General features: G+C 73.9%; 8 protein-coding genes. 4 read left to right on the top strand and 4 right to left on the bottom strand.

The annotated features are described in order from the left end of the window. Positions 1-14: 14 nt before the first annotated feature. Entirely contained in the window at positions 15-1,535 is a 1,521-nt protein-coding gene (locus ACIRRS_RS04980; RefSeq protein WP_402965491.1) for an MFS transporter, read from the bottom strand. A 206-nt stretch (positions 1,536-1,741) separates the two neighbouring features. Here ACIRRS_RS04980 and ACIRRS_RS04975 point away from each other — a divergent pair, with 206 nt between their 5' ends. Next, complete coding sequence (locus tag ACIRRS_RS04975; RefSeq protein ID WP_402965129.1) at positions 1,742-2,728, top strand: Lrp/AsnC family transcriptional regulator; 987 nt, start codon at positions 1,742-1,744, stop codon at positions 2,726-2,728. Positions 2,729-2,782: 54 nt separating this feature from the next. Here the strand turns inward: ACIRRS_RS04975 and ACIRRS_RS04970 are convergent, their stop codons facing one another. Both ACIRRS_RS04970 and ACIRRS_RS04965 read right to left on the bottom strand, forming a co-directional pair. Further along, entirely contained in the window at positions 2,783-5,329 is a 2,547-nt protein-coding gene (locus tag ACIRRS_RS04970; protein WP_402965127.1) for a collagenase, read from the bottom strand. A 225-nt stretch (positions 5,330-5,554) separates the two neighbouring features. Next, positions 5,555-6,592, bottom strand: coding sequence for a LacI family DNA-binding transcriptional regulator (locus tag ACIRRS_RS04965; RefSeq protein WP_402965124.1), 1,038 nt, complete (start codon positions 6,590-6,592; stop codon positions 5,555-5,557). A 167-nt stretch (positions 6,593-6,759) separates the two neighbouring features. On the opposite strand from ACIRRS_RS04965, the gene ACIRRS_RS04960 reads away from it, so the two are divergent. From ACIRRS_RS04960 to ACIRRS_RS04950, 3 genes are read left to right on the top strand one after another with little or no spacing between them, the layout of a single operon-like run. Beyond that, a complete protein-coding gene (locus tag ACIRRS_RS04960) occupies positions 6,760-8,001 on the top strand; it encodes an MFS transporter (RefSeq protein WP_402965122.1) in 1,242 nt (413 codons plus the stop codon). A gap of 41 nt (positions 8,002-8,042) precedes the next feature. After that, positions 8,043-8,747: an alpha/beta fold hydrolase gene (locus ACIRRS_RS04955; protein ID WP_402965119.1), complete on the top strand. Its 705-nt coding sequence runs from the start codon at positions 8,043-8,045 to the stop codon at positions 8,745-8,747. A gap of 3 nt (positions 8,748-8,750) precedes the next feature. Then, the gene (locus tag ACIRRS_RS04950; protein ID WP_402965116.1) at positions 8,751-11,300 is read left to right on the top strand and encodes a beta-glucosidase; all 2,550 of its coding nucleotides are present in this window, start codon (positions 8,751-8,753) and stop codon (positions 11,298-11,300) included. A gap of 79 nt (positions 11,301-11,379) precedes the next feature. Here the strand turns inward: ACIRRS_RS04950 and ACIRRS_RS04945 are convergent, their stop codons facing one another. After that, the gene (locus ACIRRS_RS04945) at positions 11,380-12,465 is read right to left on the bottom strand and encodes a branched-chain amino acid aminotransferase (RefSeq protein WP_402965113.1); all 1,086 of its coding nucleotides are present in this window, start codon (positions 12,463-12,465) and stop codon (positions 11,380-11,382) included. Positions 12,466-12,730 lie beyond the last annotated feature (265 nt).

The following is a 12,730-nucleotide window of genomic DNA, read 5'->3' as shown; positions in this document are numbered from 1 at the left end:
GGCAGGTCCGGCCGTCAGGAGGTGCGCACGAGTTCGGGGGCGGGGGCCGGGGCGGGGCGCGGGGCGGTGGCGGTCGGGCGGAGGAGGAGGGCGCAGGCGAGGGCGGCGAGGAGCGCGAGGGAGGCCGAGACGATCAGGCAGAGCTGGAGCCCGTCGAGGAACGAGCCGCCCAGCGCCGTCAGGGCCGGGCGCGTGGCCGGGCCGAGGTCGAGGCCGGCCACCGCGCCGAGGCCCTGCTCGCGGGCGGCGGCCAGGACGCGGCCGCCCGCCTCCGCCGGGACACCGGCGTCGGCGAGGTGGCCGGGCAGGGCGTCGACGGCGCGGGTGGTGAGCAGGGCGCCGAGCACGGCGGGGCCGAGGGCCCCGCCCAGCTGACGGAAGGCGTTGTTCCCGGCGGCGGCCATGCCCGCCAGGTGGTGCGGCACGGAGGAGACGGCCGCGGCCGTCATCGGGGTGAGGACGCCGCCGATGCCGATGCCGAGCAGGACCAGCCGCCAGGCGATCGACCCGTACGAGGTGTCGGCGTCGATCCCGGTCAGCGACAGCAGCGCGCCCGCCATCACCACCAGCCCGACGGTGATCATGACCCGGGCCGACACCCGGTGCATCAGCCGCCCGACGGGCACGCCCACGACCAGGGACGTCCCGGAGACCAGGACCATCCGCAGCCCGGCGTCCAGGGTGCTCAGGTGCTGCACCAGGCCGAAGTACAGGCTCAGCACGAAGAAGAAGCCGATCAGCCCCAGGAAGCTGATCATCGCGACCAGCGAGGTCGCCGTGAAGGCGGGGCTGCGGAACAGCGCCAGGTCGAGCATCGGGCTGTCGCTGCGCCGCTCCACCACCACGAACGCGACGGCGCTCACCGCCGCGAGCACCAGGGCCACCACCACGGCGGGCTCCCCGAAGCCGTTCGCGCCGCCCTCGATCACGCCGTACACGACGGCCGTGACGGCGAGCGCCGCGCTGATCTGCCCGGGCCAGTCGAGCCGACGGCCGTACGGGGCCCGGGAGTCGGGCAGCAGGAAGGCCGCGACGGCCAGCACGACCAGGGAGACGGGTATCGGCAGCAGGAAGATCCACCGCACCGCCACGTGCTCCTGGAGCAGCCCGGCGATCAGCGGGCCCATGGCCAGCGAGGCCAGCATGGACATCGCCCACAGGCCGATGAACCGCCCGCGCTCCCGGTGGTCGGGCACGGCGTGGCTGATCAGCGCCAGCGTGGTGGGCAGCAGCGCCGCCGCGCCCAGCCCGGACGCGGCCTGCCCGACCCACAGCTGCTGCACCGAGTCGGCCGTCAGGGAGACGGCCGCGCCGAGCGCGCAGAACGCCATGCCCGCCTGGAAGACCCGCTTGCGGCCGTGGACGTCGCCCCACACCCCGGTGGTGAGGATCAGCGCGGCCATCGGCAGCACGAACGCGTCGGACACCCAGGACAGCTGGGAGGTCGAGGCGCCCAGGACGCGCTGGATCGCCGGGAGGCTCACCGACACGGTGGTCACGGGCAGGTAGGCGACGAAGACGCCCAGGCAGGCCATGACGAGCGTGACGCCTCGTCCGGCCCCGGGGCGCTGCACCGTTGCGGAGTTCACGAGTGGTTCCTTCGACTGCGGGGTGCCGCGCGGGCACCGGTGGCCGGTCAAGCAGCGACCAGCTTCGCCCCCGCGATCCCGAAATCCCCAGGCCGTTCGCCCCAGGGCGTGGAAACCCTCACCCGCATCGCTGTCCATGTGAGAATTCCTCCATGCCGGACGCCATCGACCGCGGAATCATCCACGGACTCCACTGCAACCCCCGCGCCTCCTTCCGCCACCTCGGCGAGGCCGTCGGCGCCTCCGAGCAGACCGTGGCCCGCCGCTACAACGCGCTGCGGCGCGGCGGCATCCTGCGCGTGGTCGGGCAGCGCAACCCGGCCGCCCACGGGCAGGCGGAGTGGATCGCCCGGCTGCGGTGCCGCCCGGACGCCGTCGGCCCCGTCGCCGAGTCCCTCGCCCGCAGGCCCGAGGTCGGCTACGCCAGCATCGCCTCCGGCGGCTCGGAGATCATCTGCACGATCCGCTCCTCCGCCGGGACGGTGCGCGACGACGTCCTGCTGCGCCAACTCCCGCGCGCCGCCTCCGTCCTGGACATGAGCGTCGACCTCCTCATCCACGCCTTCGGCACCCCGGACACGGTCGGCTGGTCCGGCGGCGAGCCCTCCCTGACCGACGAGCAGGTCCAACGGCTGACGGCGGAGCGCCCCGCGCCCACCGGCCCACCGCTCGCCCCCACCGAGGAGGACCTCCCGCTCTTCGAGGCCCTCGCGGAGGACGGCCGCGCCTCCCACACCCACCTGGCCGGGGCCACCGGCTGGTCCACCGCCCGGGTCGCCCGCCGCCTGGAGGCCCTGGAGGCGGGCGGCTCCCTCGCGTACGGCGTCGACATCCTGCCCGAGCGCCTCGGCTACGAGCTCAACGCCGTCCTCTGGCTCCAGGTCGACCTGCCCGAGCTCCACCGCATCGGCGAGGAGATCGGCCGCCACGACGAGTGCGCCTTCACGGCCGCGACCAGCGGCCGCCACAACCTCATGGCCGTGATCGTCTGCCGGGACACCCCGGACTTCTACCGCTACCTCAGCACCCGCCTGGCCGGCATCCCCGGCGTCCGGGGCTACGAGATCAGCGTCCGCGTCCGCCGCCTCAAGCAGTCCGTCTCCCTCATCCACCACGGCCGCCTGATCCACCCGGGCTGACCCGACGAGACGGCCCGACCGGCCGGAGCCGGTCGGGCCGCACGGGAGAGCGGATCAGTACTGCGTGGTGACGGTGACCCCGCTGAACGCCGTGGCGCCGTAGAGGCTGATGAACCGGTACCCGGCCGTCGTGTTGGTGACGGTCAGGCTCTGGGCGGTTCCGGCGGCCGTCGAGGACGCGGTGGCGTTGGCGCCCGTCGCCCAGGTGCCGGGGTTGTAGTACAGGTACGCGGTGCCGGTGCCCCCGGTGGTCGTGACGCCGAGGGTCGTGGTGCCGGCCGGCAGGTAGACGTAGAGGTAGTCCAGCTGACCTGCGGGGGCCGAGCGGCCGGTGCGGTAGCAGTTCTGCCCCATCTCCTGCCGGCTGCTGCCGGTGCAGGGCTGCGGGACGGGAACGGCGACGGTGACGTACTTCTTCGCGGTGGCCGTCTTCCCGGTGCTGCTGGTGACGGTCAGGGCGACCTTGTACGTCCCGGCGTTGGCGTAGGTCTTCGAGGGGCTCGCCTCCGTGGAGGCGGTGCCGTCGCCGAAGTCCCAGGCGCGGGAGGCGATCGAGCCGTTGCCGGTCTGCGTGGACGCGTCGGTCAACTGCACGCTCAGGCCCGAGACCGCCGTGCCGAAGTCGGCCGTCGGCGTGCCGTCGGCCAGGCAGTCGCCGGCCGCGCAGTTGTTGAGCCAGCTGTCGAAGGCGCTGTCGTAGAGGGTGCCGATCGAGTTGACGTAGTCGTAGGCGCCCGCGTAGTCACCCGTGCGGTACTTCGAGAGCACCGTCTGCACGGTGGTCGGGTAGTGCTCGATCATGTAGCGGGCCGCGAGGTAGCCCCACATGTACGTCCGGTTGGTGTCGCTGTTGTTGTACGTGCTCTGGAACAGGCTGCTGAGCGTGTAGCGGTGCTTGGCCGCCTCGGCCATCGCCTGGGTGTCGGTGGCGTTGCGATAGGTGTACGAGGCGTACTCGGCGGAGCCCTCGATCCACCACAGGGCGGGGTAGCCGACCTGCTGGGAGAACTTGCCCTTCATGTCGTAGCGCGAGTCCAGCACGTGGGCGTACTCGTGGTTGAGGTTCCAGATCCGGGCGGTGAAGCCGTTGTCCTGGGGGTGGCGGTACATCAGGGTGACGGGCTGGTTGGCCGGGTCCGCCGGGTTGTCGCCGTTCAGGGTGATGCCGCCGTTGTCGGTGGGGACGTTGTACATCGCCCCGGCGTAGGTCTGGTAGTCCTCGCGGCTCGCGAACACCACGACCTGCACGGTCGACTCGTACTGGCCGGGGATGGGGCCGTTGTCGCCGACGAGGCGGTGGTAGTACGCGTCCTCGCCCTTGAGGTCCTCGCACACGGCGGCGAGCTCGGCCTCGGTCAGGTCCTGGGAGAGGATCGTCCGGGTGTCACAGGTGTGGCCGGTCGGGAACACGGCCTTGATCAGCCGCTTCGACAGGTCGCAGACGCCGTAGTACGAGCACTGCCCCTTGTCGTAGAACGCGGCCGAGTTGGCGGCGCCGACCCAGAGCGGGGCGGTCGGGCCGGTCATCGCCGAGACGTCGAGCAGGCCCTTGATCAGGGGGCGGACCTTGGCCTGGAGGGCCGGGTACTGGACGAAGCGGGACATCGCCACACCCGCGTTGGACGCGAGGAAGGAGTTGGCGCCGCCCAGCAGGTCCCGGTGGTTGAGGGCGAAGGCATCGAGGGTGTCGATGATGCCCGGGTCCGCGGTGACGGCGGAGACGAAGGCCGGGTTCTGGTGGCCCCGGAACAGCGGGGTGAACACGTCGTTGACGGATTTCACCAGCGGCCGGGAGGAGTCGTAGGCGCTGGTGTAGCCGTTCAGCACCTGCCGGTAGGTGGCGAGGTAGCGGCCCTGGAGGTCGGCGCTGTCGGTCAGGACCAGTGCCTCGGAGGCGACCGGGGCGTTGGCGTCGGTGGCGTCCGCGAAGTGCGGGGAGGCCACGAAGGCGTCGAGGCCGCGCGCCACCGCGTCGGTGAGCGAGGCGTCGTACTTCCCGACGGTGTCGGGGTACAGGTAGTGCACGTAGTAGCCCGCGCGCAGGAACAGGACGAGCTGCTGGACGCCGGTCGAGTTGTCACCGGGGTACGTGGCGGCGGTGGTCCGCAGGGCGTCGGCGACCGTGACCATCTGGGCCTGGCGGAACGTCCAGTAGGCCTGTGAACTGCCTTTGGTGAACAGCGAGTTGATGCAATCGACCGTCGAGGCCCTGATGAAGGCGACCAGGCTCGCGCCGGAGCGGCTGCTGAAGTCGCCCGCCGCGCACGAGGCGGCGGCGGCCGGGGCCGCCAGGGCCAGGGCCCGCGACTTCGGGGTCTTCGCGGACGGGGTGTCCGTCGGTGCCACGGACGGGCTGAGCGGAGGCAGTTGGGCCGCCGTCAGCCGGTGGTCCAGCGGCGCGGCCGGGCTCTCCGGGTCCGCGTCGGCGGCACCTGCGGGAGGCAGGCGGTCCCCGTGCGCGGGGACGGGGGCGGGGGCGGGGGCGGCGGCCGCAGGCGTGGGGGCCGCGGCCAGGCTCGGCGTGGTGCACACACCGAGCAGCAGGGCGCCCGCCGCGGTGACTGCGGCGAGCAGTCCGGGCAGGCGAGGAAGCTGACGCAACGTCGCTCCTTGAGGGGGTGAGGGTGGGGGGAAAGCGAGTGAACGCGCCGTGAAGGGGGAGTGGAGGCGTCCGTGCGCGTGACGAACCGTTTCATGTGATGAATGAACCCATCAATAGGGTGTGACATGTCACCGATGTGTCTCCGGTCACACTCCCGGGCGGCAGCGAGCCCTCAGCGACCGCCCGCCGACGGTCCGTCAACACTCTTACGCGAAAGGGTGACCCTACGAGGAGTCGCGGGCGACCAGCTCGACGCTCATCGTGTCCCGGCTGACCAAGGGCGCGTCCGGCTCCGCCACCACGCGGTCGACCAGCTCGGCCAGCTCCTCCCCGGAGGGCAGCCGCATCCGGACCGTACTCAGCCGGGGCCGCAGCAGCCGACCGAGGAGCAGGTCGTCGGCGCCGACGAGGGCCACCTCACCGGGGACGTCCAGTCCGGCGTCCTGGAGGGCGCGCAGCGCGAGCATCGCGTACTCGTCGTTGTAGCCGAACAGACCGTCCAGCCCCAAGCCCCGGCAAAGCGAGGCCAGTTCGGCGGCCGACTCCTCGGTGTACTCCACCGGAAGCGGCTCGACCAGGACACCCGACCCCGCCGAGGCGGCAGCCTCCCGAACACCCTCCAGCCGGGGCGCGCTGAACGGGGCGAGCGACGGGTCGGCGGGCATGAGGACGCCGATCCGGCGGCGGCCCCGTTCGAGCAGGTGGGCGGCGGCGAGGGCGCCGACCTTGTGCTGGTCCATGGCCAGCTCGTGCGCGCCGTCCACCGGCGGCGCACCGAGCACGAACACCGCCCGGGTGCCCGAGCGGCGCAGCATCCGTACGCCCTCGGGGGTGAGCCCGGGGGTGAGGCAGAGCACGGCCGTGGGCCGGAGCTCCGCCCAGGCGCGGGCGGCGTCCCCGCCGCCGGGGGTTGGGCCGAGCAGGACGCCGGTGTAGCCGCGGCGACTCAGGGCCTCCTGGAGCTCGCGGTGGAAGCCGCTGAACAGCGGGCCGATCGGCGCGGTGGAGCCGACGAGCAGCACCAGACCGGTGTGGCCGGCCCGCAGCGAGCGGGCGGCGGCATGGCGGACATAGCCGAGCTGGTCGGCGGCGGCACGGACCTTGGCCCTGGTCCGCTCGCTGACCCGGCCGCCGGCCGTGTCGTTGAGCACGAAGGACACCGTGGCGCGCGAGACGCCGGCCAGCCGGGCGACGTCGGCGCTGGTGCACGGCTGGACGCCGGTGCCGGTCTCGGGGCGGTCACTGCTCGTGTCACTGCTCATGGCGCTGTTCATAACGGTTCGAATCGTTTCACGGCCGGGTCTGGCCGTGGGGCGGAGTCCCCTGTTAAACACGTGGTTACACGAGTAACCGTTACACGTGTAACCTGATTCCCGACCCGCCGCCCGGTCCCCCACCCGACCGCCGGGCACTCCCCCTGGAGGGCAATGTGGCCCTTTCCCCCACCCGTGATCTGCCGACCGACCGTACGAGCACGCGGCCTCCCGCCACCCGCGGCCTGCTCCCCCTGCTCCTCGCCGGCAACACCGCCATGTACGCGCTCTACCTCGGTGTCGGCGGCGTCCTGCTCCCGCTCCAGGTCGAGCACCTCGACCCGGCCGCCAAGGTGGCCAACCTCGGCATCGTCAGCGGCGTCGCCGCGATCTTCGCCACCTTCTTCAACCCCTTCGCGGGTGCCCTCTCCGACCGCTCCGGCCGCCGCAACCCCTGGATCCTGGGCGGCGGCATCGCCGCCGTGGCCGCCATGGCCCTGCTCGGCAGCGTGAACTCCGTCCTGCTGGTCTGCATCGCCTGGTGCCTCGGCCAGGCGGCGATGAACTTCTACCAGGCCGCCCTCACCTCGGTCGTCCCCGACCGCGTCCCCGTCGAGCGCCGGGGCACCGCCTCCGCCGCCGTCGGGCTCGGCCTGCCGGTCGGCTCCACTCTCGGCGTCCTGGTGGCCTCCGCCTTCTCCGAGCACCTCCGCACCGGGTACCTGGTGCTCGGCCTGCTGGTCGCCCTCGCCGGCGCGCTGTTCAGCGGCCTCGCCCGCGAGCGCCGCATGCCCCCCAAACGGCCCGCGCCGCTGCGCGAGCAGGCCGCGGCCTTCCTCGGCGTGCTGCGCGTACCGGACTTCCGCTGGGCGTTCATCGGCCGGGCGCTGCTGGTGCTGGGCTACTTCGCCGTCGTCGGCTACCAGCTCTACATCCTCCAGGACCACGTCCGCCTGCCCTCCGGCCTCTCCCCCGAGCACGCGATCGCGATCCTGACCCCCGTCTCCTCCGTGGCGATGGCCCTCTCCACCGTCGTCGGCGGGGTGCTCTCGGACCGGATGGACCGCCGCAAGCTGTTCGTCTCGCTCTCGGCGGCGCTCTCCGGGGTCTCCCTCCTGATCCCGGTGATCAGCCCGACCTGGCCCGCCATGATCGTCTTCTCGGCGGTCAACGGCCTCGCCTTCGGCTGCTTCATGGCCGTCGACACCGCCCTGGTCACGATGGTGCTGCCCCGGGCCGAGGACGCCGCCCGCGACATGGGCGTCCTCAACATCGCCAACGCCGGGCCGCAGATCGTCGCGCCCTTCGTGGCCTCCGCCGTGGTCGGCCTCGGCGGCTACACCCCCCTGTTCCTGCTCGCCGCCGCACTCGCGGCGGCCGGCGCCCTCGCGGTCCGCCCCATCCGCGGCGTCCGCTGAACACCCGAACCCCCCTCCCCCGTTGGAAAGGCCTCCCCGCGATGAAGCTGCACACCCGAGAGTGGGGCACCGGCGACCGCGTCGCCCTCCTCGTCCACGGCATCATGTCCGACCACCGCACCTGGCGCCGGATCGGCCCGGCCCTGGCCGAGCGCGGCTACCGCGTCATCGCCGTCGACCAGCGCGGCCACGGCCTGAGCCCGCGCGGCACCGGCGCCACCCCGCAGGAGGCGTACGCCCTGGACGCGTACGCCGAGGACCTCGTCGAGACCCTGCCCGTCGGCGCCGAACTGGCCATCGGCCACTCCCTCGGCGGCATCACCCTGCTGCGCGCCGTCGAACGGCTGAAGCCCGCCCGCGCCGTCTACGTCGACCCCGCCTGGGAGTTCGCGCGGGCCGGGGTCGAGCCGTCGAACTTCGTGGAGTTCCGCCACGCCACCCGCGAGCAGGTCGTCGGCCTCAACCCGCGCTGGGAGGAGGCCGACGTCGAGGTCGAACTGGCCACCCTCGCCCTCTGGGACCCGGACACCGCCCTCGCCCTGCCCGGACAGGAGGGCGGCCTGCCGGCCTCCCCCGCCGTGCCCTCCCTGGTCGTCCTCGCCGACGGGAGCTTCCTGGTCGGCCCCGAGGACGCCGCCCTGCTGCGCGGGCGCGGCTTCGAGGTGCGCACCGTCCCGGGCGCCGGCCACACCGTCCACCGGGACGACCACGACGGCTTCCTGAGCGCGCTCGAAGGGTGGATCTGAGCCATGACCCCCCGCGAGAACCACCACCTCAAGGACACCTCCGTCACCGCCGACGCCCGCCGCGAGGCCGCCGTCGACCTCGCCCTCGTCCGGCTGGACCTGCCCGCCAAGGTCGCCCTGCTCGCCGGCGCCGACATGTGGTCGCTGCCCGCGAACGAGGAGATCGGCCTCGGCCGCCTGGTGATGTCCGACGGCCCCGCGGGCGTGCGCGGCGAGCACTGGACGGCGGACGACCCGTCCGTGGCCCTGCCCTCGCCGACCGCCCTGGCCGCCACCTGGGACGTCGACCTCGTCCGCCGCGCCGGCCGCCTCCTCGCCCAGGAGGCCCGCCGCAAGGGCGCCCACGTGGTGCTCGCCCCGACCGTCAACCTGCACCGCAGCCCGCGCGGCGGGCGCCACTTCGAGTGCTACGCGGAGGACCCCCTGCTCACCGGCGGGATCGGGGCCGCCCTGGTCTCCGGCGTCCAGGACGGCGGGGTCGGCACCACGCCCAAGCACTTCGTCGCCAACGACTCGGAGACCGACCGCTACACCGTCGACGTCCGGGTGGACGAGCGCACCCTGCGCGAGCTGTACCTGGCGCCCTTCGAGGCGATCGTCCGCAAGGCCCGCCCCTGGGGCCTGATGGCCGCCTACAACGGCGTCAACGGCCCGACCATGAGCGAGCACGAGGAGCTCAACAACGCGGTGCTGCGCGAGGAGTGGGGCTTCGACGGCGTCCTCGTCTCCGACTGGACGGGCGCACGCGACACCGTCCGGGCGGCCCTCGGCGGCCTCGACGTGGCGATGCCCGGCCCGGCCACCGTCTACGGGGAGCACCTGGTCAGGGCCGTGCGCGAAGGGCTGGTGCCCGAAGCGGCGGTGGACGACCTGGCCCGCCGCGTCCTGCGGCTGGCCGCCCGGGTCGGCCTGCTCGCCGGGGCGCCCGCCGCCGTCCCGGCCGAGGACCTGCCCGCCGCGATCGACGGCGAGGCGCTGGTGCGCGAACTCGCCGCCCGCTCCTTCGTCCTGCTGCGCAACGAGGGCGAGGTGCTGCCGCTCGGCCCGGTGCCCGCCTCCGTGGCGCTGATCGGCGCGGCGGCGGCCGACGCCCGGATCGGCGGGGGCGGCAGCGCCCAGGTCTTCCCGACCCGGGTCGTCACCCCGCTGGACGGCCTGCGGGCCGCGCTCGGCCCGGACACCGCGCTCGTCCACGAGATCGGCGCCGACCCGCGCACCGTCCTGCCCCCGGCCGCCGTCCCCTGCACCGCCGAACTCCTCGGCGCCGACGGGTCGGTGCTCGGCACGGCCGCCCTCGCCGACGGCAGCGTGCGCTGGCTGGGCGCGCTGCCCGGCGGCGTCGCCTTCGGCGACCTCCGGCGCGTCCGGATGACCGGCGCCCTGACGGCCACCACCGGCGGGCGGCACCGGGTGGCCGTCCGGGGCGTCGGCCGGTTCGCCCTGGAGGCGGACGGCGAGGTGCTCTTCGACGGCCGGTTGCTGCCCGAGGGCGAGGACCCGGCCGCCGCCTTCCTCAACCCGCCGGAGCGCCGCTTCGACCTCGACCTCGCCGAGGGCCGCGAGACCGTCGTCACCCTGACGCACACCCTCCCGGAGGCGGGCGACCTCGCCGGCTTCGGCATGGTCTCCTTCACCCTCGGCCACGCCGCGCCGACCGCCTCCCCCGACGAGCTGATCGAGCGGGCCGTGGCCGCCGCCCGGGCCGCCGAGGTCGCGGTGGTCGTGGTCGGCACCACCGAGGAGGTGGAGAGCGAGGGCGTCGACCGGGCGGGCCTGCGCCTGCCGGGCCGTCAGGACGAGCTGGTCGCCAGGGTCGCCGCCGCCAACCCCCGGACGGTCGTGGTGGTCAACGCGGGCGCCCCGGTGCTGATGCCCTGGCGCGAATCCGTCGCCGCCGTCCTCCTCGCCTGGTTCCCCGGGCAGCAGGCGGGCGAGGCCCTCGCCGACGTCCTGCTCGGCACCGTCGAACCGGGCGGCCGGCTGCCCACCACCTGGCCCGCCGAGGAGGCGGACTCCCCGGTCTGGGAGGTGGAGCCGACGGACGGACGGCTCGACTACTCCGAGGGCCTGTTCATCGGCTACCGCGCCTGGCAGCGCCGCGCCACGACCGAACCCGCCTACTGGTTCGGCACCGGGCGGGGCTACACCCGCTGGTCGTACGAGGGCCTGGAGGCGCGCCTGACGGACGGCTCAGGTTCCAGTTCCGGTTTCAGCTCCGGCTCCGGCTCCGGCTCCGACGACGCGCTCGCCGAGGTCGTCGTCCGGGTGCGCAACACCGGCGGGCGCCCCGGCCGGGAGACCGTCCAGCTCTACCTGGCCACCGACGGCTCCGACCGCACCCGCCCCGACCGCCAACTCGCGGGCTTCGCCGTGGTGGAGGCCGCCCCCGGCGCCGTCGCCACCGCCCGGATCACCCTCCCCCGCCGCGCGGCCGAGACCTGGGACACCACCACCCGCTCCTGGCGCCTCAACCCCGGCACCCACACCCTCGAAGTCGGCCCCGACGCCGCGCACCGCCCCCTCACCATGGCCCTCGTCATCCCCCACCCCTGACCGCCCGTTCCGCACCCCCGCCACCCCGGCCGCCCACCCGCGCCCGGGGTGGCCCGGCGTGCGGGGACGGGGGCCCGGGTCAGGCCAGGCGGCGCATCCAGCCGTGCGGGTCCTCGGCGCGGCCGTACTGGATGTCGACGAGGCGGCGGCGCAGGCGCATGGTGACGGTGTCCTCGCCCCCGGCGTTCGGGGTGACGGCCTCGCCGTCGGCCCAGGCGAGGCGGCCGACCGGGGTGACGACGGCGCCGGTGCCGCAGGCGAAGATCTCGGTGATCCGGCCGGCGGGGACGCCCTGCTGCCATTCGGCGATGTCGACCGGCCGCTCCTCCACGTCCAGGCCCAGCTCCTTGGCCAGGGTGAGGATCGAGGCGCGGGTGACGCCCTCCAGGATGGTGCCCAGTTCGGGGGTGACGAGTTTTCCGTCGGCGGTGACGAAGTAGAGGTTCATGCCGCCGAGTTCCTCGACGTAGCGGTTTTCGGCCGCGTCGAGGAAGCAGACCTGCTCGCAGCCGTGCGCGGCGGCCTCCTGCATCGGGGCGAGGCTGCTCGCGTAGTTGCCGCCGCACTTGGCCGCGCCGGTGCCGCCGCGCGCGGCGCGGGTGTAGTCGGTGGAGAGCCAGATCGACACGGGCTTGACCCCGCCGGAGAAGTACGGGCCGACGGGGCAGGCGATCAGCAGGTAGGTGACCTCGTCGGCGGGGCGCACGCCGAGGAAGGCCTCGGAGGCGAACATGAACGGCCGCAGGTAGAGGCTCTGCTCCTGCCCGCCGGGCACCCAGGCCGCGTCGGCCCGGAGCAGCGCGGTCATGGAGGCGGTGAAATCGGCCACGGGCAGTTCGGGCAGGGCCAGGCGGCGGGCGGAGCGGATGAAGCGCTCGCCGTTGGCTTCCGGCCGGAAGGTCCAGATCGAGCCGTCCGCGTGGCGGTAGGCCTTCATCCCCTCGAAGATCTCCTGCGCGTAGTGCAGGACGGCCGCGGCGGGGCTGAGCGAGATGTCCCCGTACGGGACCACCGCGGCCTGCTGCCAGCCGTCCGTACGGGTCCACACCGCGCGGGCCATGTGGTCGGTGAAGTGCTTGCCGAAGCCGGGGTCGGCGAGGATCTCGGCCCGGCGCTCCGGGGTCACGGGGCGCGGGTTGAGCTCGATCGGGAACTGCAGGCTCATCGCGGTGGCTTCCTCTCGCTGACGGCGGCGCCGGCGGCTCGGGCCGTCCTGGTCGGGGCGGCCAACCTAACGGCGGGGCCACCGGGCGGCAACGACCGGGCGGCGTCGCGTGTCCGACTCGTGCGCGGCGCTTGACATTTGACGGGACCCCTTGACAGCGGACGGTGGCGTGGGGGCAAGCTGGAAGTGCGGCCCGGATCGACGCGTGGCCGATAACTCTCGGCCACCGCGCGGATTCTGATCACGCGTCCGTGGCCGGAAACGC

This window comes from Kitasatospora sp. NPDC101183, assembly GCF_044767945.1.
In the GTDB taxonomy this organism is placed as follows: Bacteria; Actinomycetota; Actinomycetes; order Streptomycetales; family Streptomycetaceae; genus Kitasatospora.
Note: the sequence above shows the minus strand (reverse complement) of the source record. Positions and strands in the feature narration are given on the sequence as shown.

What these genes read in the sequence shown, in the direction of transcription:
- ACIRRS_RS04980 (WP_402965491.1), bottom strand. Translation starts at nt 1,535, where the DNA reads ATGGCCTGCCTGGGCGTCTTCGTCGCCTACCTGCCCGTGACCACCGTG.
- ACIRRS_RS04975 (WP_402965129.1), top strand. Translation starts at nt 1,742, where the DNA reads ATGCCGGACGCCATCGACCGCGGAATCATCCACGGACTCCACTGCAAC.
- ACIRRS_RS04965 (WP_402965124.1), bottom strand. Translation starts at nt 6,592, where the DNA reads ATGAGCAGTGACACGAGCAGTGACCGCCCCGAGACCGGCACCGGCGTC.
- ACIRRS_RS04955 (WP_402965119.1), top strand. Translation starts at nt 8,043, where the DNA reads ATGAAGCTGCACACCCGAGAGTGGGGCACCGGCGACCGCGTCGCCCTC.
- ACIRRS_RS04950 (WP_402965116.1), top strand. Translation starts at nt 8,751, where the DNA reads ATGACCCCCCGCGAGAACCACCACCTCAAGGACACCTCCGTCACCGCC.
- ACIRRS_RS04945 (WP_402965113.1), bottom strand. Translation starts at nt 12,465, where the DNA reads ATGAGCCTGCAGTTCCCGATCGAGCTCAACCCGCGCCCCGTGACCCCG.